The 20,748-nt window shown below is 73.3% G+C and carries 22 protein-coding genes and 1 pseudogene; 10 read left to right on the forward strand and 13 right to left on the reverse strand.

Annotated elements, in window-relative coordinates; translation table 11 throughout:
- Positions 1 to 17: 17 nt before the first annotated feature.
- The 6 genes from OHA86_RS07645 to OHA86_RS07670 all read right to left on the reverse strand — a co-directional run bounded on the left by OHA86_RS07645 (position 18) and on the right by OHA86_RS07670 (position 5,722).
- Positions 18 to 749: a hypothetical protein gene (locus tag OHA86_RS07645; RefSeq protein ID WP_329173586.1), complete on the reverse strand. Its 732-nt coding sequence runs from the start codon at positions 747 to 749 to the stop codon at positions 18 to 20.
- The gene (locus OHA86_RS07650; protein ID WP_329173588.1) at positions 746 to 1,894 is read right to left on the reverse strand and encodes an ROK family glucokinase; all 1,149 of its coding nucleotides are present in this window, start codon (positions 1,892 to 1,894) and stop codon (positions 746 to 748) included. Before OHA86_RS07650 ends, OHA86_RS07645 begins: the two co-directional genes overlap by 4 nt.
- Positions 1,891 to 2,739: an ATP-binding cassette domain-containing protein gene (locus OHA86_RS07655; RefSeq protein ID WP_329173590.1), complete on the reverse strand. Its 849-nt coding sequence runs from the start codon at positions 2,737 to 2,739 to the stop codon at positions 1,891 to 1,893. The genes OHA86_RS07650 and OHA86_RS07655 overlap by 4 nt, the downstream gene beginning before the upstream one ends.
- Positions 2,736 to 3,773, reverse strand: a complete 1,038-nt coding sequence (locus tag OHA86_RS07660) for an ABC transporter permease (RefSeq protein ID WP_329173592.1) — start codon at positions 3,771 to 3,773, stop codon at positions 2,736 to 2,738. Before OHA86_RS07660 ends, OHA86_RS07655 begins: the two co-directional genes overlap by 4 nt.
- Positions 3,770 to 4,777 carry a sugar ABC transporter substrate-binding protein gene (locus OHA86_RS07665; protein ID WP_329182266.1) on the reverse strand — a complete coding sequence of 336 codons (1,008 nt, stop codon included), beginning with the start codon at positions 4,775 to 4,777 and terminating at the stop codon, positions 3,770 to 3,772. Before OHA86_RS07665 ends, OHA86_RS07660 begins: the two co-directional genes overlap by 4 nt.
- Positions 4,778 to 4,942: 165 nt before the next feature.
- The gene (locus OHA86_RS07670) at positions 4,943 to 5,722 is read right to left on the reverse strand and encodes a GntR family transcriptional regulator (protein WP_443071975.1); all 780 of its coding nucleotides are present in this window, start codon (positions 5,720 to 5,722) and stop codon (positions 4,943 to 4,945) included.
- A 116-nt stretch (positions 5,723 to 5,838) separates the two neighbouring features.
- On the opposite strand from OHA86_RS07670, the gene OHA86_RS07675 reads away from it, so the two are divergent.
- The 5 genes from OHA86_RS07675 to iolD all read left to right on the forward strand — a co-directional run bounded on the left by OHA86_RS07675 (position 5,839) and on the right by iolD (position 11,530).
- Entirely contained in the window at positions 5,839 to 6,900 is a 1,062-nt protein-coding gene (locus OHA86_RS07675) for a Gfo/Idh/MocA family protein (protein WP_329173596.1), read from the forward strand.
- Complete coding sequence (locus OHA86_RS07680) at positions 6,897 to 7,757, forward strand: TIM barrel protein (protein ID WP_329173598.1); 861 nt, start codon at positions 6,897 to 6,899, stop codon at positions 7,755 to 7,757. Before OHA86_RS07675 ends, OHA86_RS07680 begins: the two co-directional genes overlap by 4 nt.
- Positions 7,739 to 8,752: a 5-dehydro-2-deoxygluconokinase gene (gene iolC / locus OHA86_RS07685; protein ID WP_329173601.1), complete on the forward strand. Its 1,014-nt coding sequence runs from the start codon at positions 7,739 to 7,741 to the stop codon at positions 8,750 to 8,752. The genes OHA86_RS07680 and iolC overlap by 19 nt, the downstream gene beginning before the upstream one ends.
- Positions 8,753 to 8,813: 61 nt before the next feature.
- Positions 8,814 to 9,686, forward strand: coding sequence for a 5-deoxy-glucuronate isomerase (iolB, locus tag OHA86_RS07690; protein ID WP_329173602.1), 873 nt, complete (start codon positions 8,814 to 8,816; stop codon positions 9,684 to 9,686).
- Complete coding sequence (gene iolD, locus OHA86_RS07695) at positions 9,683 to 11,530, forward strand: 3D-(3,5/4)-trihydroxycyclohexane-1,2-dione acylhydrolase (decyclizing) (RefSeq protein WP_329173604.1); 1,848 nt, start codon at positions 9,683 to 9,685, stop codon at positions 11,528 to 11,530. The genes iolB and iolD overlap by 4 nt, the downstream gene beginning before the upstream one ends.
- Before the next feature lie 125 nt (positions 11,531 to 11,655).
- Here iolD and OHA86_RS07700 read toward each other — a convergent pair whose 3' ends face one another.
- Positions 11,656 to 12,240, reverse strand: a complete 585-nt coding sequence (locus OHA86_RS07700; RefSeq protein ID WP_329173606.1) for an isochorismatase family protein — start codon at positions 12,238 to 12,240, stop codon at positions 11,656 to 11,658.
- A 252-nt stretch (positions 12,241 to 12,492) separates the two neighbouring features.
- Here OHA86_RS07700 and OHA86_RS07705 point away from each other — a divergent pair, with 252 nt between their 5' ends.
- On the forward strand, positions 12,493 to 14,238 hold the full coding sequence (locus OHA86_RS07705) for a WD40 repeat domain-containing serine/threonine protein kinase (RefSeq protein ID WP_329173607.1): 1,746 nt from the start codon (positions 12,493 to 12,495) through the stop codon (positions 14,236 to 14,238).
- Between the two features lie 15 nt (positions 14,239 to 14,253).
- On the opposite strand, the gene OHA86_RS07710 is transcribed toward OHA86_RS07705, so the two are convergent.
- The 3 genes from OHA86_RS07710 to OHA86_RS07720 are packed head-to-tail and all read right to left on the reverse strand — an operon-like array spanning position 14,254 to position 15,534.
- A complete protein-coding gene (locus OHA86_RS07710) occupies positions 14,254 to 14,475 on the reverse strand; it encodes a DUF397 domain-containing protein (protein WP_329173608.1) in 222 nt (73 codons plus the stop codon).
- Positions 14,476 to 14,504: 29 nt separating this feature from the next.
- Positions 14,505 to 14,711 carry a DUF397 domain-containing protein gene (locus OHA86_RS07715; protein WP_329173609.1) on the reverse strand — a complete coding sequence of 69 codons (207 nt, stop codon included), beginning with the start codon at positions 14,709 to 14,711 and terminating at the stop codon, positions 14,505 to 14,507.
- Complete coding sequence (locus OHA86_RS07720) at positions 14,677 to 15,534, reverse strand: helix-turn-helix domain-containing protein (RefSeq protein WP_443071660.1); 858 nt, start codon at positions 15,532 to 15,534, stop codon at positions 14,677 to 14,679. Before OHA86_RS07720 ends, OHA86_RS07715 begins: the two co-directional genes overlap by 35 nt.
- Before the next feature lie 130 nt (positions 15,535 to 15,664).
- Here OHA86_RS07720 and OHA86_RS07725 point away from each other — a divergent pair, with 130 nt between their 5' ends.
- The 3 genes and pseudogenes from OHA86_RS07725 to OHA86_RS07735 all read left to right on the forward strand — a co-directional run bounded on the left by OHA86_RS07725 (position 15,665) and on the right by OHA86_RS07735 (position 17,207).
- Positions 15,665 to 16,072: an ATP-binding protein gene (locus OHA86_RS07725; protein ID WP_329182270.1), complete on the forward strand. Its 408-nt coding sequence runs from the start codon at positions 15,665 to 15,667 to the stop codon at positions 16,070 to 16,072.
- Positions 16,072 to 16,368, forward strand: a pseudogene (locus tag OHA86_RS07730) (ArsR/SmtB family transcription factor); the annotation flags it as partial. The gene OHA86_RS07725 and the pseudogene OHA86_RS07730, both read left to right, overlap by 1 nt.
- Before the next feature lie 53 nt (positions 16,369 to 16,421).
- Complete coding sequence (locus tag OHA86_RS07735) at positions 16,422 to 17,207, forward strand: arylamine N-acetyltransferase family protein (RefSeq protein WP_329173611.1); 786 nt, start codon at positions 16,422 to 16,424, stop codon at positions 17,205 to 17,207.
- Here the strand turns inward: OHA86_RS07735 and OHA86_RS07740 are convergent.
- The 3 genes from OHA86_RS07740 to OHA86_RS07750 all read right to left on the reverse strand — a co-directional run bounded on the left by OHA86_RS07740 (position 17,204) and on the right by OHA86_RS07750 (position 19,759).
- Positions 17,204 to 17,545 (reverse strand): hypothetical protein, encoded by a 342-nt coding sequence (locus OHA86_RS07740; RefSeq protein ID WP_329173612.1) that lies wholly within the window; start codon positions 17,543 to 17,545, stop codon positions 17,204 to 17,206. The genes OHA86_RS07735 and OHA86_RS07740 overlap by 4 nt on opposite strands.
- A 206-nt stretch (positions 17,546 to 17,751) precedes the next feature.
- Positions 17,752 to 19,002: a 3-phosphoshikimate 1-carboxyvinyltransferase gene (aroA, locus tag OHA86_RS07745; protein WP_329173614.1), complete on the reverse strand. Its 1,251-nt coding sequence runs from the start codon at positions 19,000 to 19,002 to the stop codon at positions 17,752 to 17,754.
- A 235-nt stretch (positions 19,003 to 19,237) separates the two neighbouring features.
- Entirely contained in the window at positions 19,238 to 19,759 is a 522-nt protein-coding gene (locus tag OHA86_RS07750) for a MarR family winged helix-turn-helix transcriptional regulator (RefSeq protein WP_329173615.1), read from the reverse strand.
- A gap of 45 nt (positions 19,760 to 19,804) precedes the next feature.
- On the opposite strand from OHA86_RS07750, the gene OHA86_RS07755 reads away from it, so the two are divergent.
- The gene (locus OHA86_RS07755) at positions 19,805 to 20,686 is read left to right on the forward strand and encodes an EamA family transporter (protein WP_329173616.1); all 882 of its coding nucleotides are present in this window, start codon (positions 19,805 to 19,807) and stop codon (positions 20,684 to 20,686) included.
- Positions 20,687 to 20,748 lie beyond the last annotated feature (62 nt).

Genomic DNA, 20,748 nt, shown 5'->3' on the forward strand with positions numbered 1-20,748 from the left:
TCCGCGGGCCGACCGGGTCACCCACCCCCGAAGCCGTGCTGGAAGTTGACGGTGGACACGACGTAGACCACGGGTGTGTCGGCGTGTGTGAGGTCCACGGTGATGTCGTGGTCGGGCTTGTCGCCGGCCTGCTCGGTGGACATTCCGGCCCACAGGTGTGCCGGTACGGCGAAATTCCAGCCGACCTGCGCCGCCTGCTCGGGGCTGATCGCGACCTTGCCGTCGCGCAGCGCCGCCCTGCTGGTGCCGAGCTGGGCGAGGAAGGTGTCCAGGCCGCCCGCGGTGGTGGTGAACTGGCAGTAGAACTCGCTGGTGTCCCAGGAGTTGGTCTCCAGGTAGCCGTCGTTGACGGTGCCGTCGGGGATCGGCACCTGGTAGATGCGGCGCTGGAGTTCGCTGGGGACGACCCAGGTCAGATGGCGCGCGGCGGCCTGCTTCTGGACGTCCTGGCCGCTGTCGCGGCTCTGCGCGGCGGAGATGATCACATAGCCGAGCGGGACCAGCACCAGCAGCGGCACCACCACCCAGCGCACCCAGCGCGGCAGGTCGCGCGGCGGTGGCAGCGCGGACGGCCCGCCGCCGCCCCGCCCGCCGCCGGGGCCGTCGTCGCCGGGTCCGCCGGGTCCTTCGCCCGCGGGGCCGCCGGGGGCGCGCTCACCGGCGCCGCCGCCGGCCCGGTCGGCCGCGGAGGGGCCGGCGTCCTCGTCCTCGTACTGCGGTACGGCCTCCCGCTCGGGGGTCGTCGTCACGACTCGTCCCCCTGGCGGCCGGAGAGCAGGCCGTAGCGCTCGTAGCGCTCGACCCGGCGGCGGTTGGCGCGGCGGAAGCGGCGGGCGACCAGCCTGGCGAGGTCCGCGGCGCCGACCATGCCGGCCTCCGGTCCCAGCTCGGCCTTGGCGATCCTGGCCTCGGGGCGGTAGCCGCGGCCGGTCAGGGTGCGCCGGAAGGCGTCCCTGGCCGGGGTGATCAGCAGGTCGTCGGCGGCGCTGACGCCGCCACCGATGACGAAGCAGGACGGGTCGAGCGCGGCGGCGAGGTTGGCCAGGCCGACGCCGAGCCACTGGCCGATGTCCTGGAACAGCTCGATGCACATCGGGTCGCCGGCCCTGGCCAGTTCGGTGATCATCGGCCCGGTGATGTCGCCGACGTTGCCGCCGACCCGGTCGATGATCCCGTAGGCGACGGGCGAGTCGGCGGCGGCCAGCTCGCGCGCCTCCCTGACCAGGGCGTTCCCTGAGCTGTACTGCTCCCAGCAGCCGCGGTTGCCGCACGCGCAGCGGTGCCCGCCCGGCACCACCTGCATATGGCCGAACTCGCCCGCGACCCCGTAGCGGCCCCGTTTGACGTGGCCGTCCTCCAGGATCGCGCCGCCGATGCCGGTGCCCAGGGTGATCATCACCAGGTCGGGTTCGCCGCGGCCGGCGCCGAAGCGCCATTCGGCCCAGGCGGCGGTGTTGGCGTCGTTGTCGACCATGACCGGTACGAGCAGGCGCTCGGCGAGCCGCTCGCGCAGCGGTTCGTCGCGCCAGGACAGGTGCGGGGCGAACAGGACGCGGGAGCGGTCGGCGTCCACCCAGCCGGCCGCGCCGATCCCGACCGCGTGCACGTCGTGCCGCTCGGACAGGTCGAGGACCAGCTCCACGATGGTGTCCTCGACCACCTTGGGGCTCTTGGACTTGTCGGGGGTCTCGGTGCGCAGCTGTTCGAGGATGACCCCGTCGGCGTCCACCACCCCGGCCATCACCTTGGTGCCGCCGATGTCGATGCCGACGGTCGGCACCCGCGGCGCGGTCAGGTGGCTGCGTCTCTCCCGGCGCTCGGCGCCGCTGACGTTCCGCCACACCGTCGCTCTGGCGGCGCTGCCGCGGTACACACGTTCACGATTGGCACTCAAGCGCGGGTCTCCGGGTCGGTGGCGTCCACCGGCTTCGTGGTGGCCGCCGGTGTGCGGCTCAGCTCATGCGTCAGCTCGTCCAGCTCGCTGCCCCCGGCCATCTCCCGGGTCAGCTCGTCCAGCGTAATGTCCTCCTTGAGGTGGCTGCCCGACATCGTTCCCCGCTTGAGCAGGACGAAGCGGTCCCCGACAAGGTAGGCGTGGTGCGGGTTGTGGGTGATGAGGACCACGCCGAGCCCGGCGTCGCGGGCCGCGGCCACGTATTTCAGCACCATTCCGGACTGCTTGACGCCGAGCGCGGCGGTGGGCTCGTCGAGCACCAGCACCTTCGCGCCGAAGTGCACGGCCCTGGCGATGGCCACGCACTGCCGCTCGCCGCCGGACAGGGTGCCGATCGGCTGGTCGACGTCCCGCAGGTCGATGCCCATCCGCAGTAGCGCGGCACGGGTCGTGCCGCGCATGGCGGCGACGTCCAGCCGGCGCAGCGGGCCGCGGCCCTTGGTGGGCTCGGAGCCGAGGAAGAAATTCCGCCATACGGGCATCAGCGGCACCACGGCCAGGTCCTGGTAGACGGTGGCGATGCCCCGGTCGAGGGCGTCGCGGGGCGAGGCGTGCCGTACCGGCTCCCCGTCGACCGCGTAGCTGCCGGAGTCGTGCGGGTGCAGCCCGGCGATGATCTTGATGAGGGTGGACTTGCCGGCGCCGTTGTCGCCCAGGACGCAGGTGATCTCGCCGGCGTGCACTTCGAGGGAGACGTCGCGCAGGGCGCGGACGTTCCCGTAGGACTTGGAGACGTCGGTCAGCGCGACCAGGGGCGCGGCTGCCGGGTCGGTGGTCGCGGTCATGCGGTGGCCTCCGCCCGCCTGCGGACCCAGGCGTTGAGCAGGGTGGCGAGCAGCAGCATCGCCCCGAGGAAGAACTTGAACCAGTCCGGATTCCACTGGGCGTACACGATGCCCTTGTTGGTCATGCCGAAGATGAAGGCGCCGACCGCGGACCCGATGGCGCTGCCGTAGCCGCCGGTCATCAGGCAGCCGCCGATCACGGCCGCGATGATGTACAGGAACTCGTTGCCGACGCCCTCCCCCGACTGGACCACGTCGAAGGAGAACAGCAGGTGCTGGCCGGAGATCCAGGCGCAGAAGGCCACCGCCATGTACAGCCCGACCTTGGTGCGCGCCACGGGGACGCCGACCGCGCGGGCCGCGTCGGCGTGGCCGCCGGCCGCGAAGATCCAGTTGCCGGCCCGGGTGCGCAGCAGCACCCAGGTGGCGACCGCGACCAGGCCGAGCCACCACAGGATGGTCACCTGGAGGTCGACCGAGCCGATCGTCCAGTGCGAGGCGAAGACGTTCTGCGCCGCGGGAAAGCCCTCCATGTCGCCGATCGACTTGGTGGCGACGGTGCCGCTGATCAGCTTGGTCAGGCCGAGGTTCAGACCGGTCAGCATCAGGAAGGTGCCCAGCGTGATGATGAAGCTGGGCAGCTTGGTGCGCACCAGCATGATCCCGTTGAAGGCGCCCAGCGCCAGGGTCACCAGCAGCGAGACGCCGATGCCGACCCAGACGTTGGCGGTCAGCTGGAAGCTGATCATCGAGGAGGCCAGCGCGGAGCTGGTCACCATCACACCGGCCGACAGGTCGAATTCGCCGCCGATCATCAGCAGCGCCACCGGCACGGCCATGATGCCGATGGTGGAGGAGGCGTAGAGGACGGTGCCGAAGCTGGACCACTGGAGGAAGGAGTCGGCGGCGAAGGAGAAGAAGAGGAAGACCGCCGCGGCCCCGACGACCGCCCCCAGTTCGGGCCGTCCGAGCAGCCGCCGTACCAGGGACCGCGGCGCCAGCCGCTCGTCCGCGGCGAGGGCGAGGTCGCTCATCGGGTCCCCCGCTTGGCGTACGACAGCAGCGCGTCCGCGTCGTCCTTGGTGACGATCTGCGGGCCGGTGAGCACCGGCTGGCCGCCGCCGAGGGTGTCCTTGTTGTAGCGGTAGAGCCACAGCAGGTCCACCGCCTCGTAGCCCTGCAGATACGGCTGCTGGTCGACGGCGAAGCCGAGGGTGCCGTTCTTGAGGGAGGCCGCGACCTGCGGGTTGAGGTCGAAGGTGTCGATCTCGGCGGAGGAGCCCGACTGCTTCTTGGCCGAGGCGGCGGTGCTGGCGAAGGGCGCGCCGAGGGTCACGACGGCGTCGATGGACTTGTCGGACTGGAGCTTGGCCTGGATCGCGGACAGCGCGTCGGGCATGTTGGTGCCGTTGACGTAGAGGGTGTCCATCCGGCCGTGGAATTTCTCCTTGGCGCCGGCGCAGCGCTGTTCGAGGCCGACATTGCCCTGCTCGTGCAGGACGCACAGGGCGTGCTGCCTGCCGCGGGTGTTCAGCTCGTCGCCGACCGCGTTGCCGGCGATCGTCTCGTCCTGCCCGATGTGGGTGAGCGCGCCGAACTCCTTGGACTGGGCGGCACCCGAGTTGATGGTGATCACCGGGATGCCGGCCTTGACCGCCTTGGCGACGACGGCCTTCATGGCGTCGGGCTTGGCGAGGGTGACGACCAGGCCGTCCACATGGCTGTCGATCGCGGCCTGCACGAGCTGGGCCTGCTGGTCGCCCTGGTCGCTGTTGGAGTAGACGAACTTGATGTTGTCCTTGGCCGCGGCCTGCTTGGCGCCGCTCTGGACGATGTCCCAGAAGGTGTCGCCGGCTCCCGAGTGGGTGACCATGGCGACCGTCCAGTGCGGTGTGTCGACCGCCGAGCCGTTCGCGGTGAGCTTCTTGGCCCGGTCCTCCGCGCGCTTGCCGCCGGTGCTGCTGCATCCGGCGAGCCCGGCCGCGCCGAGCACCACCGCCAGCAGCGCGCCAAGCGCCTTCGTTCCCGCCCTTGCCATCGCCACGAGGCCCTGCCTTTCCGTACCGTTCCTGGTGCAGCCGAGGTGGGAGTGCTGCGAAAAGCTTCGAGCGACGACCATCCCGGCGGGCCAAGTATCCGTCAAGGGGTACGGCGACCCCGCCGCCGGGAGGCCGCGGGCGGCCCGCGGCCTGCGGTATACGGCTCAGCCGCGCACCAGCAGCCGGAATTCGAAGGTGTAGCGCGAGGCCCGGTAGACATGGGCGCCGTATTCGACCGGCCGGCCGCGGTCGTCGTAGCTGACCCGGCGCATGGTGAGCAGCGCGGCCCCCGCCGGTTCGCCGAGCAGATCGCACTCCTGCGGGCTGCCGGCCCTGGCTCCAACGCTCTGCTGGGCGCTGTGCAGGGTGACGCCGTGCCGCCGCATCAGGGAGTACAGGCCGCTGGTCTCCAGCTCGGCGCTGGGCAGGTCGAACAGGTCGCAGGGCAGGTAGTTGCACAGGTACGCCATCGGCTCGCCGCGGCTGAGCCGCAGCCGGTGCACCACGGTGACCTGGCAGGACTCCGGCAGCCCGAGCGCGGCGGCGACCTCGGCGGGGGCGGGGCCGCGGGTGTTGTGCAGCACCCGGGTGGTGGGGTGCAGGCCCGCGGCGGCGAGGTCGTCGTAGAGGCTGCTCAGCTCCAGCGGGCGGGCCACCCCGGTGTGCACGACCTGGGTGCCGACGCCCCGGCGGCGCACCAGCAGGCCCTTGTCGACCAGCAGCCTGATGGCCTGCCGGACGGTGGGGCGGGACAGGCCGAGCCTGGCGGCCAGCTCGATCTCGTTGCCGAGCAGGCTGCCGGGGGTGAGCGCACCGTCCTCGATGGCCGTCTCCAGCTGGCGGGCCAGCTGGAAGTACAGCGGTACGGGGCTCGCCCGGTCCACGGCGAGCCGCAGCTGTGCGGGCTCGTGCTTGGGCACGCTGGGAGCGTAGCGGGACGACATCATGACGGGAAGTCCTTATGTCCGGACAAAGCGTTGACACAGGTGCGGGTGGCGAGGGAGGTTGGGACGGCGCGGTCAGCCATCACGTCTCCTCTTCGGAAGGGGCAGGAGCAGGTATGCGGATCGGACTCATCGGCGCCGGACGGATCGGCGCCTTCCACGCCGGGACGCTGCGGGCGCACCCCGATGTCGGCGAACTGCTGGTCGCCGACGCCGATCCGGCCCGCGCGCGGCAGGTGGCGGCCCGGCACGGTGGCCGCGCGCTGCCGGTGGACCAGCTCTTCGCGGCCCGGCCCGACGCGGTGGTGATCGCCTCGGCGACCGCCGCGCACGCGGGCCTGATCGTCCGGGCGGCGCAGGCGGGGGTGCCGGCCTTCTGCGAGAAGCCGATCGCGCTGGACCTGGCGGGCACCGTCGCCGCGCTGGACGCGGCGAGCGCGGCGGACGCGGTGCTGCAGATCGGTTTCCAGCGCCGCTTCGACCCCGGCTACCTGGCCGCCCGGCAGGCGGTCGCCGCAGGGCGGCTCGGCCGCCTGCACACCGTGCGCACCGTCAGTTCCGACCCGGCGCCGCCGCCGCCCGCGTACGTACCGCTGTCCGGCGGGCTCTACCGGGACTGCCTGATCCACGACTTCGACATCCTGCGGTGGGTGACCGGGCGGGCGGTCACCGAGGTCTACGCGGCGGGGGCGAATGTCGGCGCCGACTTCTTCCTGGCCGCGGGCGACGCGGACACCGCGGCGGTGCTGCTCACCCTGGAGGGCGGGGTGCTGGCCACCGCGACGGCGACCCGCTACAACGCCGCCGGGTACGACATCCGGATGGAGCTGACCGGCACCGAGGACCAGGTCGCGGTCGGCGTCACCGACCGCACCCCGCTGGCCTCGGTGGAGCCCGGCGCGGCTCCCCCGGCCCGGGCGCCCTGGCCGGGCTTCCTGGACCGCTTCGGCTCCGCCTACCGGGCCGAACTGGACGTCTTCCTGCGCGTCGCACGCGGCACCGAGGCCAATCCCTGCGAGGGTCGGGACGCGCTGCGCGCCCTGCTGGTCGCCGAGGCGTGCGAGGTCTCCCGGCGCGAGCGGCGCCCGGTGCCGGTCGCCGAGGTCGAGGCGGCGGCGCGGGCCTGCCGCCTCGGCGGGCGCGGCGGATGGACCGAGCGGAACGGAGTGGTGGCGTGAGGCCGGAGCGGATCGCGGCGGCGCCGATCTCCTGGGGCGTGTGCGAAGTGCCCGGCTGGGGGCACCAGTTGACCCCCGACCGGGTGCTGGAGGAGATGACGGGGCTGGGCATCACGGCCAGCGAGTTCGGCCCCGACGGCTTCCTGCCGGGGCCGCTGCTCGCCTCGTACGGTGTCACGGCGGTGGGCGGCTTCGTGCCCGCGGTGCTGCACGAGCCGGGCCACGACCCGCTGCCGGACGTACGGGCCGCGCTGGACCGCTTCACCACGGCCGGCGCCCGGACGCTCGTGCTGGCGGCGGCGACCGGCCTCGACGGCTATGACGAACGCCCGGAAGTGGACGCGGCGGGCTGGCGCACCCTGCTGGCCCGGCTGGACGAGATCGCCGCGCTCGCGGATTCCCTCGGCGCGACCGCGGCGCTGCACCCGCACGTCGGCACGGTGGTCGAGGGTCCCGGCGAGGTCGACCGGGTGCTCGACGGCAGCGGGATCGGCCTGTGCCTGGACACCGGCCATCTGCTGATCGGCGGCACCGACCCGGTCGCCCTCGCCGCGCGCGCCGCCGACCGCGTCGCCCACGTCCACCTCAAGGACGTCCACGCGCCGACCGCGACCGCGGTACGCACCGGCCGCACCGCCTACACCGCCGCGGCCGGCGCCGGCCTCTACCGCCCGCTCGGCGAGGGCGACCTCGACCTGGCGGCGCTGCTGGCGGCGCTGGAATCCGCGCGCTACCCCGGCTGGTACGTGATGGAGCAGGACACCGTGCTGGCGTCGGAACCGCCGCCGGGCGCGGGGCCGTCGGCCGATGTGCGGACCTCCCTGGACTGGCTGCTGGCGTGGACGGCGCGGCCGTGACGGCCGGCGGGCCGTACGACGTCGTCACGCTGGGGCGGGTCGGGGTGGACCTCTACCCCGAGCAGAGCGGGATCGGGCTCGCGGAGGTGCGGAGCTTCGCGCGCTACCTCGGCGGCACCGCGGGGAATGTCGCGGTGGCGGGCGCCCGGCTGGGCCTGCGGACGGCGGTGCTCAGCGGGGTGGGGCCCGATCCGTTCGGCGACTACGTGCGCAGCGCGCTCACCGGCTTCGGCGTGGACGCGAGCCTCGTCGCGACGGTGCCCGAGACGCAGACCCCGGTGACCTTCTGCGAGCTCTTCCCGCCCGACGACTTCCCGATCCACTTCTACCGCCGCCCCGTCGCGCCCGACGAGTGCCTGACCCCCGCCCTGCTGGACGTGCCCGCCGTCGCGGCGGCGGTGCGCACCGCCCGGGCGCTGTGGATCACCGGCTCGGCGCTGGCCGTCGAGCCGACCCGCTCCACGGTCCTCGCCGCACTCGACCTGCGCGCGGGCGGCGAGGTCTGGTTCGACCTGGACTGGCGGCCCGTCTTCTGGGCCGACCCCGCGCAGGCCCCGGCGCTCTACGCCCGCGCCCTGTCGTACGCGACGGTCGCGGTCGGCAATCGGGCCGAGGTCGAGGTCGCGGTGGGCAGCGCGGACCCGGAGACGGCGGCCGGGCTGCTGCTGGAGCGCGGGGTGCGCACGGCGGTGGTCAAGCAGGGGCCGGCCGGCGCGCTGGCCCGTACCGCCGCGGGCGAGCGGTGCGCGGCGCCGCCGGTGCCGGTGACCGTGGTCAACGGGCTCGGCGCGGGCGACGCCTTCGGCGGCGCCCTGTGCGCGGGCCTGATCGCGGGCGACCCGCTGCCGCAGGTGCTGCGGGCGGCGAACGCGGCGGGCGCGATCGTCGCCTCGCGGCTGGCGTGCGCGGACGCGATGCCCTCGCGCGCGGAGATCGACGCGCTGCTGCGGCCCGGGGCGGCGCCTTCGCCGCGCACCGGGGTCGAGCGCTCGTGAGGCGCCGCCCCGCCGAAGGCCACGGGGGAACCATGGACGCCTGCCGGGGAGTTGACCTGCCATGACGCATCTGCCCGCCGGCCGCACCGCCCGTGAAGGACACGACCTGTGGATCGACCCGGCGTCGGCGGGCTGGGCGTATTCGGCGCTGCGGGTGCTGACCCTGGAGCCGGGCGGGCAGCGGGCGTTCGGGACCGGGGACAGCGAGTGGATCGTGCTGCCGCTGGCGGGGGCGTGCACGGTGCTGGCCGACGGGGAGACCTTCGCGCTGCAAGGCCGCGCCGACGTCTTCTCCGGGGTGACGGACTTCGCGTATCTGCCGCGTGACGCCCACGCGGTGATCGCGTCCGCCGCGGGCGGGCGCTTCGCGCTGGCCGGGGCGCGCTGCTCGCGGCGGCTGCCGGCCCGCTACGGCCCGGCGTCCGGCGTGCCGGTGGAGCTGCGCGGCGCGGGCGGCGCGAGCCGCCAGGTGAACAACTTCGCCGCCGCCGACGTCTTCGCGTGCGACCGGCTGATCGCGGTGGAGGTGCTGACCCCCGGCGGCAACTGGTCGTCCTTCCCGCCGCACAAGCACGACGAGGCCGGGCCGCACGAGTCGCGGCTCGAAGAGATCTACTACTACGAACTGGCCGGCGGCCCGGCCGCGGTCGGCTACCAGCGGGTCTATCCGTCGCCGGGCGGCAGCACCGATGTGCTGGCCGAAGTCCGCTCGGGCGACGCCGTGCTGATCCCGGACGGCTGGCACGGCCCGAGCATGGCGGTGCCCGGGTACGACATGTACTACCTCAATGTGATGGCGGGGCCGGGGCCTTCGCGGTCCTGGCTGATCAGCGACGACCCGGCGCACGCGTGGGTACGGGACAGCTGGGCGGGCCAGGACCCGGATCCGCGGCTGCCGTTGTACGAGTCCCCGGCACGGGAGGACGGCTCATGAGGCTCACCGTCGCGCAGGCACTGGTCCGCTTCCTGTCGGTGCAGTTCACCGAGCGGGACGGGGTGCGGCACCGGACGGTCGCCGGGATGTGGGGCATCTTCGGGCACGGCAATGTCGCCGGCGTCGGCCAGGCGCTGCTGGAGGCCGGCGCCGAGGCGATGCCCTTCCACCAGGGCCGCAATGAGCAGGCGATGGTGCACGCGGCGGTCGGCCACGCCCGGATGACGCACCGGCTCTCCGCCCTGGCCTGCACCACCTCGATCGGCCCCGGCGCGACGAACCTGGTCACCGGCGCGGCCCTGGCGACCGTCAACCGGATGCCGGTGCTGCTGCTCCCGGGCGACGTCTTCGCGACCCGGCCCGCCGACCCGGTGCTCCAGCAGCTCGAAGTGCCGTGGGCCTACGACGTGTCCGTCAATGACGCGCTGCGTCCGGTGTCCCGCTACTTCGACCGGATCTGGCGGCCCGAGATGCTGCCCGCCTCGCTGCTCCAGGCGATGCGGGTGCTGACCGACCCGGTGGACACCGGCGCGGTCACCCTGGCACTGCCGCAGGATGTGCAGACCGAGGCCCACGACTGGCCGGACGAGTTGTTCGGGGAGCGGGTCTGGCACGTACGGCGTCCGGTGCCGGACGCGGCGGCGCTCGCCGAGGGCGCCGCGCTGCTGCGGTCGGCCCGGCGCCCGCTGATCGTGGCGGGCGGCGGTGTCCGCCACGCCGAAGCGGCCCCCGTGCTCGCGGAGTTCGCCGCCGCGACCGGCATCCCGGTGGCGGAGACGCAGGCCGGGAAGGGGTCGCTGCGCTGGGACCACCCGCAGGCGCTGGGCGCGATCGGCCACACCGGTACGGCCCCGGCGGACGCGGCGGCGCGGGAGGCCGATGTGGTGCTGGGCGCCGGCACCCGCTGGACGGACTTCACGACCGCGTCCGGCTCGCTCTTCGCGCCGGACGCGCGCTTCGTGAATCTCAACGCGGCCTCCTTCGACGGCCACAAGATGTCGGGGCTCGCCCTGGTCGGCGACGCCAGGGCCGGACTGGCCGCGCTGGCGGCCGAGTTGGCGGACTTCCGGGCGCCGCGGCGGACGTACGCCGTCGCCGAGTGGCGGGCGCGTACGGACGCGGCCTTCGGCGACGGGGACGGGCCATGGCCGCCCTCGCAGTGCGAGGTGATCGGCGCGCTGGACGCGGTGCTCGGCGACCGGGACGTGCTGGTCAACGCGGCCGGGTCGCTGCCGGGCGACCTGCACAAGCTGTGGCGGTCCCGCGACCCCGAGCAGTATCACGTCGAGTACGGCTATTCGTGCATGGGTTACGAGATCCCGGCCGCGATCGGGGTACGGCTCGCGGCCCCCGACCGCGAGGTCTTCGCGCTGGTCGGCGACGGCACGTACCTGATGGCGCCGACCGAGATCGTCACCGCGGTCCAGGAGGGCATCCCGGTCAACCTGGTGATCGTCCAGAACCACGGCTATGCCTCGATCGGCGGTCTGTCGGCCCAGGTCGGCGCCGAGAGCTTCGGCACCGCCTACCGCTTCCCCGGCGCGGGCGGCGACCTCACCGGCGCCCCGCTCCCGGTCGACCTGGCGGCGAACGCGGCCAGCCTCGGCCTTGAGGTCTTCACCCCGGGCAGCGCGAAGGAGCTGCGTGCGGCGCTGGCCGCCGCCCGCACCTCGCCGCGCGCGACGGCCGTCTACGTCGAGACCGACCCGTCCCGCCAGGGTCCGCCCGCCGAGGCCTGGTGGGACGTCCCCGTCGCCGAGGTCTCCGGCCGCGCGGCCACCCGCGCGGCCCGCACCGCCTACGAGGCGGCCCGCCCGGCACCGGGAGCCCGCCCGGCGCTGTGAGAGTCCACCGCGCCGGGTGCCGGGCGGCACACCCGCGCCGGGTACGGACGTCGGCCCGGCAGCGATGCCGCCGGGCTCGCGGTGGCGGCGCGCGCTGCCGGACGCCGGCGGTCAGCGCCCCCGGCTCACTCCACCGGCTCGTCCGCGGGCTTCTCCGCCGGGCCGAAGTCGACGTCGGCGGTGCTGACCGTGCCGGCGGTGCGGCCGGGGGCCTTGTGATAACGCCAGTAGAGATTCGTGTGCGCGATGACCTTGTCCGGCGGCGGGGCGCCGAACGACGTCAGGTCCTCGGTCGTATGGGCGTCCCGCACCAGCGTCACGTCATAGCCGCGGGTGAAAGCCCCGTGCAGCGTCGCGCGGATGCACTCGTCGGTCTGGGCGCCGGCGACCACCAGCCGCCCGATGCCGCGCCCGGCGAGCACCGACTCCAGCTCCGTCGCCTCGAAGGAGTCCGCGTACTCCTTCTGCACCAGCGGCTCGGCCTCGTCCCGCACCAGCTCCGGCACATAGCTCCAGCTCTCACTGCCGCTGACCAGCTCGTCGCTGTTGTGCTGCACCCACACGACCGCCGCGCCCGCGGCCCGTGCCTTGTCGACGAGGGCGGCGACATTCGCCACGACGGCGTCCCGGTCGTGCGCCTCCCCCACGACGCCCTTCTGCACGTCGATGACGAGCAGCGCCGTATCCGGTCGGTTCTCCAGCGTGGTCATGGTGCCTCCGTGCGCGTACGGGTCCGCCTGCCCCTCCGACCCTACGGCCGACCACTGACATCGCCGCGGATCCGTGCCGCTCGCCGCCGGCCAGGAGATGGCGCCCGGAAGAACGGTGGCCGAACCCCGTGCGCGCGTGTGTCGCGTGATGGTCACAAACACCCGCCGGACGCGGCCCGTCCGCGGTCGCGTACTTACGCTGCTGGTCCGCGGACGATCGCGGCGGGAACGGAGTCGGGGGGATCGGGAAACGTGGCAGCGGGGATGGAGCCTGGGCGGGTGGTCGGCGGGCGGTACCGGCTGACCGGGAAGCTCGGAGCGGACGCGGCCGGCGAGGTGTGGCAGGCGCATGACGAGCACCTCCGGATCGACGTGGCGGTCAAGCGCTTCCGGCTGCCCACCGCGCCGGCCGACGCCGACAGGGCCGAGGTGCTGGCCCGCACCACGCGACAGGCCCGCGGCGCCGCGCGGCTGCGCGACCATCCCCACGTCGTCGCCGTGTACGACGTCGTCGTGGAGGACGACACGCCGTGGACGGTCATGCAACTGGTCGAAGGGCGCTCGCTGCGGGAGCACCTCGACGCGCACGGACCGCTGACGGTGGGCCGGGCCGCCGACGTGGCACGGGCCGTGCTCAAAGTCCTCGCCGCCGCCTACACGGCCGACGTCGTCCACCGGAACATCACACCGGCCGGCGTCATACTCGCGAGCAACGGGGACGTGCTGCTGACGGACTTCGGGATCACGGCGGAGGGGACCGACAGCGCCCTGACCTCGATCGGCGTGCTGATCGGCACGCCCGGTTACGTCGCACCGGAACGGATGGGCGGCGCCGAGGCGGGCGGCGCGGGCGACCTCTTCTCACTGGGCGTGACGCTGTACCAGGCCCTCGAAGGCGAACTGCCCTTCCCCCCGGACGACGTGACCTCGGTGGTGCACGACGAGGCGCCGCCGCCCCGGCGCTCCGGCCGGCTCACCCCGCTGATCACCCAGCTGCTCCAGAAGGAACCGGACCTGCGACCGAGCCCGGTCCAGGCGCTGGCCCTGGTGGACGTGCCGCACGACGCGGTGCCGCCGGCACGGCGGGAGCCGGAACGGCACCCGGCCGACCGCAGGTCGGAACCGGTCGTTCTCGACGGGCACACCCAGGTGGTCCGTGCCGTGGCGTTCAACCCGGACGGCACCCTGCTGGCCAGCGCCGGTGACGACAACATCGTCCGGCTGTGGGACCTCACGACCGACCGCGCCGCCAGCGCGCAGCTGAGCGACCACACCGACTGGATCCGCGCGCTGGCCTTCAGCCCGGACGGCACCGTGCTGGCCAGCGCCGGTGACGACAAGGCCATCAGGCTGTGGGACATCTCCGCCGGGCGTCCCTCCGCCACGCGGCTGACCGGCCACACCGGCTGGGTCCGCGCGCTGGCCTTCAGCCCGGACGGCACCGTGCTGGCCAGCGCGGGCGGTGACAGGGGCATCCGGCTGTGGGACGTCGACTCCGGCAGCGGCACCACCACGCTGACCGGTCACACCGGCTGCGTCCGTACGGTGGCGTTCAGCCCGGACGGCACGGTGCTGGCCACGGGCGGCAATGACAAGGCCGTACGGCTGTGGCACGTCGCTTCCGGCGAGAACTTCGCCACCTGGCCCAACGCCGGGCGGGTCCACGCGGTGGCCTTCAGCCCCGACGGCACGGTGCTCGCCGCGGCCGGCGGCACATCGGGGGTCCGGATGTGGGAGGTCGCGACCCAGCGCCCGATCCCCACGTGGCCCGGCCTCGGCGGCCGGATCAGGTCCCTGGCCTTCGCCCCCGACGGCACGACCCTGGCCACCGGCAGCACACGGCGCAAGGTCACGCTGTGGGACGTCGCCACCGCAAGCCCCAGTGCCACCTGGACCGGCGCGTACGGCACGGCCCGCTCGGTGGTCTACAGCCCCGACGGCTCGACGGTGGCCAGCGGCGACACGAAGTCGGTCCGCCTCTGGTACGTCCCCCGCTGACGCCCACCCGGCCGCTCACACCGCGAAGCGGCCCGCCTTCACATCGGCGACGAAGTCCACCCAGGCCGCCGCCGGGAAGACCAGGGCCGGACCCTGCGGATCCTTGCTGTCACGCACCGGCATGACACCCGGGACGCCGTCAGCAACCTCGACGCAGCTGCCGTTGTCCCCGCCGCTGTAACTCGACTTACGCCACGTCGTCAACGCAGACGCATCAGCAGTGTGCCGAGAGGTCATGACGCGATACTCCTTATCCGAGGACGGGCTCACACCGCGAAGCGGCCCGCCTTCACATCGGCGACGAAGTCCACCCAGGCCGCCGCCGGGAAGACCAGGGCCGGACCCTGCGGATCCTTGCTGTCACGCACCGGCATGACACCCGGGACGCCGTCAGCGACCTCGACGCAGTCGCCAGCGCTGGGGCCGCTGTAGCTGGACTTACGCCAGCGGGCCTTGCTCAGGTGGTGCTCCATGCCGTTCATATTCTTCCGCCACTTCCTCAAGCAGGGCCAGGGACTGTGCCGCTGACAGCGAGTCCCCCAAAGCGAGATCGAAGGACACCCGGCAGGCCTCGACGACCGCTGGATCGTCCAGAACACGTCCCGTGTTCAGGCCCTCAACGTACGCGAGGGGAGGAGCGTCGGTGAACCACATGAGGACCACCATGCTCTCCAAAAGCGCGTGTGCACCTGCGGAGAACGGGAGGACGTGGAAACGGAGCCGCCCTCGGCGCACACAAGAGGCGACGTGGCGCAGCTGTGCGGCCATGACCGCAGGACCGCCGACACAGCGCCGCAGCGCATGCTCGTCCAGGAGAACCCACATGGCCGGCTTCTGGGGGTCCTCCAGAATCTGCGCCCGTTCCAGACGGCCTGCTACCCGCTGCTCCACATTGCCCGCGGCCGGGTTCGGGAGACCTGCCCGCAGTACGGCGGTCGCGTAGGCCTCGGTCTGCAACAGGCCGGGGATCAGCGCCGACCCGTAGCACTGGATGACCGTCGCCAGGCGTTCCAGCTCTCTCATGGTCGCGAAGTGGTGGGCGAAGCGTGCGTCTTCCAGCGTCCGACGCATCCGGACGAAAAAGCCGTCGGTGCCGAGCGCCTGGTCAAGGCGTTTCGCGTCGTCAAGACGCGGCTTGCGACGGCCGGCCTCGATGTGGGCGATCATCGACGGCGACAGGATCACCGCCTCGCCGAGCGCCAGTTGGGTGAGCCCGGCGGCCTCGCGGCGGATTCGCAGCTCCTCGCCGTACATGACCCTCGGGTCCGTGCCGTTGTTGCGTGTCGGATCCGCCACCACGAATCTCCCCTCGTTGACAGCCGTGTTGGAGGGCTGCGCCTCCTGTCAAGGCTATCCCCGGCCACGTCAGGCTGTGAGCGGATCGGCACAGAGGGTGCCGGGCGGGGAAAGGGGACGCGTCGTGGAGATGCTGGGCAGCGAGGTCGGGGAGGGCGGGTGCGTGGTCAGCCGGTGGCCGCTCACCGCGTACTCCGTGGGGTGCGCGCGGCACGAACTGCGGGCGGCACTCAGCGGCTGGGGCCTCGACCACCTCGCCGACCCGGCGGAAATCGTCCTCTCCGAGCTGCTGACGAACGCCGTCCGTCATGCCCGCGCACCCCGGGGGCGTCTGGTCGAGACGCGGTACGAGCGCCAGAAGCACGCCATCCGCATCGAGGTGCACGACGCCAACGACCGGCCGCCGCAGCGGCGGCGCCCCGCGGACGACGACGAGGGCGGCCGGGGGCTCGCCCTCGTCGACGCGCTCACGGAGCAGCGGTGGGGGGTCAGTTCACGCCAGGGCGTCGGGAAACTGGTCTGGGCCGTGGTCGGTTGATCGATGTCGTGCTCGGCGCGCTGAGCGATCCGCTGCGGCTGGCGATCGTGCGCGAACTCCTGCTGGAGCATGAGGAGTTCGACCGCCCCTGCGGCTGGTTCGGCATCGACCGGCCGAAGTCCCCGCTCACGCACCACTTCCGCGCCCTGCGCCATGCGGGCGTCATCAGGCAGCGCCAGTACGGCCCGGAGCGGCGCAGCCATGTCCGCACCGCGGATCCCGACACGTGCTTCTTTGGGCTGCTCGGACTGGTGGCGGCCTGGTCTCCGACGTCCCAGGCTGCGGCGCGCTCATGAACACCGCGTCGGCGGGAGCTGACTCAGGGCCGCCGGTCGGGGATAAAGGTCGTATGGACTCCACCCGGGCCGACGCCTACCTCCGCCGTATCGGCGCCGCACGACCGACCGCCGCCGACGCGGAGTCGCTGCGTACGCTCCACCTCCGGCACCTGCTGACCGTGCCGTTCGAGAACCTGTCGATCCACCTCGGCCAGGACATCGTCCTGACGGACACCGCCCTGGTCGAGAAGGTCGTCGGCGCCGAGCGCGGCGGCTTCTGCTACGAACTCAACGGCGCCTTCGCCGCTTTGCTGCGCTCGCTCGGCTACGGGGTGGACCTGCTGGCGGCCCGGGTGTTCGGCGACGGCGGGCTGCTCGGGCCGCCGTACGACCACTTGGCGCTGCGGGTCACGACGGCGGACGGCGGCGGACCGTGGCTGGCGGACATCGGCTTCGGGCGGCACAGCCACTATCCGCTCGACTACGGCAGCCGGGCGGACCAGCACGAGCCCGGCGGCGTCTTCCGTATCGCCGAGACGGCGGAAGGCGACCTGGACGTCTCGCACGACGGCAGCCCGGTCTACCGGCTTGAGCAACGCCCGCGCGCGCTGGGCGACTTCGAGGCGACCTGCTGGTGGCAGCGCACCTCGCCGACCTCGACCTTCCGGCAGTCGCTGGTCTGCTCCCGGCTGACCGGCACCGGGCGGGTGACCCTCAGCGGGCGGAAGCTGGTGGTGACCGACCACGAAGGCGGCCGGGAGGAGCGGGAGTTGGGCGACGGCGAGATCCTGGCCGCCTACCGCGAGCACTTCGGCATCGCGCTCGACCGCGAACCGGCCGTCGCCCCGGTCGGCTAGCCGGGCTCGGAGAAGAAGACGGACCGCAGCTTCAGGCGCGAAGAGGCGTGGCCGCCGTTGGCGCGCAGCGTGAAGTGGTCGCCGGTGCAGTCCGCGCCGGTGAAGACGGTGGCGGTGGCGTCGGTCTCGTTGTACGGGGTGTCGGCCGGCGGCACACTCTCGTCCTCGACCTCGGGCAGCGTGATGCACCACCAGTTGCGCGGGCTGTCCAGGACGCCGACCCGGCCGCCGCCGTAGGAGTAGAAGAACGGGCCGTCCGCCGCGTGGGCGGACACCGGGAAGGACAGCGCGATGCCGACCGCGCAGGCCGCGGCGGCAATGGTCGTACGGATACGCACGGGTGAAACCCTTTCCTGGACGAGAAGTCGGAGCAGGGGTCACCGTAGAACGGAGCGAATGGGGCGAAACGCTTCTGCGGGGCAGGAGCGCTTCCCGGGCGCGTCGCCGCGCCCGGGCCTTCGGGCCGAGCGGGCGTGCCCGGGCCGGCCGGAGGGCCGCAGGGCCGCAGGGCCTTCGGGTAGCCGGGCCTTCGGACCGCGCCGGGTCAGACGTCCCAGGCGGCCCGCACGCCCGCGAAGAACTCGTGGAAGCCCGGGAAGGTCTTCTTCACGCACTCCGGGTCGTCGAAGGTCGTGCCCGGCGTCCGCAGCCCCGCCACCGCGAAGCTCATCGCCATCCGGTGGTCGCCGCGGCAGGCGATCTCCACCGGGGCCGGGGTGCCCGGCTGGATCTCGATCCAGTCCCGGCCGGTCTCGACCGCGATGCCCTGCGCGCGGAGGTTCTCGGCGCAGGCGTCCAGCCGGTCGCACTCCTTGATACGGGTGTTGTACACGTCCTCGATCCGCACCGGGCCGTCCGCGAACGGGGCGATCGCCGCGAGGGTGGGCATCGTGTCGGAGATGTCCCGCATGTTGACGGTGACGCCGGACAGGCCGCCCGTGCCGGTCACCGTCGTGGCGTCCGGGCCGATCTCGACGTCGGCGCCCATCGAGCGCAGCACCTCCACGAACTGGAGGTCGCCCTGGAGCGCGCCCTGTCCCAGGCCGGGGACGGTGGCGGTCCTGCCCGCGAGAGCCGCGGCGGCGAAGACGTAGCTGGCGGCGGAGGCGTCCGGCTCGACCGCGTAGTCCGCCGCCCGGTAGCCGCCGGGCGGTACGACGAAGGTGTCGCCCTCGCGGGTCACTTCCACGCCGAAGCCGCGCATCATCGCGAGGGTGATCTCGACGTACGGCACCGAGACGATGCCGGTCACCCGGATCCGCAGGCCCTCCGCCGTCAGCGGGCCGGTCATCAGCAGCGCGGTCAGGAACTGCGAGGACAGGCTCGCGTCCAGCTCGACCTTGCCGCCCTTCATCCCGGCGGCCCGCACGGTCAGCGGGAGGTGGCCCTCGGCCTCCTCGTGTGTCAGGTCCACGCCGAGGGCGCGGAGGGCGTCGGTGAGGGGGGCCACCGGGCGGCGGCGCATCTGCGCGGAGGCGTCGAAGCGGAAGGTGCCGGCGCGGCCGGCCGACGCGAGGGCCGGGAGGAAGCGGGCGGCTGTGCCGGCGTCCCGGCAGTTCACCTCGGCGGTGGGCCGCGACGGGCCTTCGGGGCGGCCGGTGATCCGCCACGAGTCCGCTGCACGGTGCACGTCGTAGCCGAGGGTGGCCAGGCCTTCCGCGAAGCCGTCGGTGTCGTCCGAGAGCAGGGGTTTGCGCAGGACGCTCTCCCCTTCCGCTGCCGCCGCCAGGAACAGCGCGCGTGCCGTCACGGACTTCGAACCGGGTACGGCGACGATCACGGCTGCCTCCAGCATCTGCCCAGGGGGACACTCCCCCCGCCCCCCGAATTTTACGTCCCCGCACGCCCCTCCTCTGCCGCACTGAGCACCTACGGGGGGCGCGCGGAACTGCGCTCCAAGCCGTCCCACAGCCGCGGCCAAGCCCGCACCGCAAACGGGGCGGGGGACCGCGCGCCCCGCCACGACGGCGCGGCAGGCGACAGTCCACAAGCGGCAACCCCGCAGCGTCACGGCCCGGGAAGGGACACCCTCAGCGCCGCAGGTCGGTCCCGTCCCCCAAAGACAGCAGGAGCGCCCGCAGCGCCGACGCGAGCTCGCCCCGGCTCGAAGCGGGGAGTCCTTCGAGAAGCCGGTGCTCGTTGGCCACATGCGCCGGCAGCGCCCGCTCGATCAGGTCCAGGCCCGCCGGCGTGAGGGCGACGTGCACGACCCGGGCGTCCTCCTCGCTGCGGGTCCGGCCGACCAGGCCACCGGCCTCAAGCCGGTCCAGCCGCTGGCTGATCGCGCCCGACGTGACCATCGACGTCCGCATGAGCTGCGCGGGGGTCAGCCGGTGCGGCGGGTCGCTGCGCCGCAAGGTGGCGAGGACGTCGAAGGACGCCGCGTCGAGCCCGTACTCCGCGAAGACCTTGCGCAATTCCGCGTCGAGCAGGCGGGCGAGCCGCTTGAGCCGGCCGATCACGGCCATCGGCGAGACGTCCAGATCGGGCCGCCGCCTGGCCCACTGGTCGAGCACCAGGTCCACGTGATCCGCGTCGTTGGTCGGTTCCATGACCGCAGACTAGCCAATCCCTTAGCGCTGAGATACTTTCTCTTAGTGCTAAGGAATCGAACAGGCGTCATCCTGCTGACCGCCCTGGCCCCCAGCGTCTGGGGGACCACGTACTACGTCACGACCCAGTACCTGCCGCCCGACCGCCCCCTGCTGGCCGGCGTCCTGCGGGCGCTTCCCGCGGGCCTGCTGCTGATGGCGGGCACCCGCCGGCTCCCGCACGGAGTGTGGTGGTGGCGCTCGCTGCTGCTCGGCACCCTGAACATCGGCGCCTTCTTCGCGCTGCTTTTCATCGCCGCCTACCGGCTGCCCGGCGGCGTCGCCGCCACGATCGGCGCGCTCCAGCCGCTGCTGGTCGCGGTGTTCTCCGCCGGGCTGCTCGGCGACCGCCTCACCGTGCGGACGGTGCTCACCGGCCTGACCGGGGTCGCGGGGGTGAGCCTGCTGGTGCTCCAGTCGGGCGCGCGGCTCGACGCCCTCGGCGTCCTGGCCGCGCTCGGCAGCGCGGTGGTGATGGCGACCGGCGTCGTCCTGAGCAAGCGCTGGCCCGCGCCCGCGCCGCTGCTGGCCACCACCGGGTGGCAACTGGTCGCCGGCGGGCTCGTCCTGCTGCCGGTGGCGCTGCTCGCCGAGGGCCCGCCGCCGTCCTCGCTGACCGCGGGGAATCTGCTCGGCTACGGTTACCTCACGCTGATCGGCGCGGCGGTGGCGTACGCGCTGTGGTTCCGCGGGATACGCGAACTGCCGCCGACCGACGTCACTTTCCTCGGGCTGCTCAGCCCGGTCGTCGCCACCGTGGTCGGCTGGCTGGCGCTCGGCCAGCAGTTGACGGCGGTCCAGGCGCTGGGCGGCGCGCTCATCCTCGGCTCGCTCGTCGCCGCCCAACTGCGGCCCCTGCCCGCCCTTCCGCAGCCCGCCCGCACCTGATTGCGTACCTGAGGCTGTACCCGATCGGGCACGTCGTCCCGCACCCGATCCCTGACCTGAAT

This window comes from Streptomyces sp. NBC_01477, assembly GCF_036227245.1.
Classification (GTDB): domain Bacteria; phylum Actinomycetota; class Actinomycetes; order Streptomycetales; family Streptomycetaceae; genus Actinacidiphila.

Bases quoted from the DNA above. Each gene is read 5' to 3' on its own strand.
- OHA86_RS07660 (WP_329173592.1), bottom strand. From the start codon at position 3,773: ATGAGCGACCTCGCCCTCGCCGCGGACGAGCGGCTGGCGCCGCGGTCC.
- OHA86_RS07665 (WP_329182266.1), bottom strand. From the start codon at position 4,777: ATGGCAAGGGCGGGAACGAAGGCGCTTGGCGCGCTGCTGGCGGTGGTG.
- OHA86_RS07725 (WP_329182270.1), top strand. From the start codon at position 15,665: ATGCTGGGCAGCGAGGTCGGGGAGGGCGGGTGCGTGGTCAGCCGGTGG.
- OHA86_RS07750 (WP_329173615.1), bottom strand. From the start codon at position 19,759: ATGGAACCGACCAACGACGCGGATCACGTGGACCTGGTGCTCGACCAG.
- OHA86_RS07735 (WP_329173611.1), top strand. From the start codon at position 16,422: ATGGACTCCACCCGGGCCGACGCCTACCTCCGCCGTATCGGCGCCGCA.
- OHA86_RS07700 (WP_329173606.1), bottom strand. From the start codon at position 12,240: ATGACCACGCTGGAGAACCGACCGGATACGGCGCTGCTCGTCATCGAC.
- aroA (WP_329173614.1), bottom strand. From the start codon at position 19,002: ATGCTGGAGGCAGCCGTGATCGTCGCCGTACCCGGTTCGAAGTCCGTG.
- OHA86_RS07655 (WP_329173590.1), bottom strand. From the start codon at position 2,739: ATGACCGCGACCACCGACCCGGCAGCCGCGCCCCTGGTCGCGCTGACC.
- OHA86_RS07670 (WP_443071975.1), bottom strand. From the start codon at position 5,722: ATGTCGTCCCGCTACGCTCCCAGCGTGCCCAAGCACGAGCCCGCACAG.
- OHA86_RS07715 (WP_329173609.1), bottom strand. From the start codon at position 14,711: ATGGAGCACCACCTGAGCAAGGCCCGCTGGCGTAAGTCCAGCTACAGC.
- OHA86_RS07710 (WP_329173608.1), bottom strand. From the start codon at position 14,475: ATGACCTCTCGGCACACTGCTGATGCGTCTGCGTTGACGACGTGGCGT.
- OHA86_RS07675 (WP_329173596.1), top strand. From the start codon at position 5,839: ATGCGGATCGGACTCATCGGCGCCGGACGGATCGGCGCCTTCCACGCC.
- iolB (WP_329173602.1), top strand. From the start codon at position 8,814: ATGACGCATCTGCCCGCCGGCCGCACCGCCCGTGAAGGACACGACCTG.
- iolD (WP_329173604.1), top strand. From the start codon at position 9,683: ATGAGGCTCACCGTCGCGCAGGCACTGGTCCGCTTCCTGTCGGTGCAG.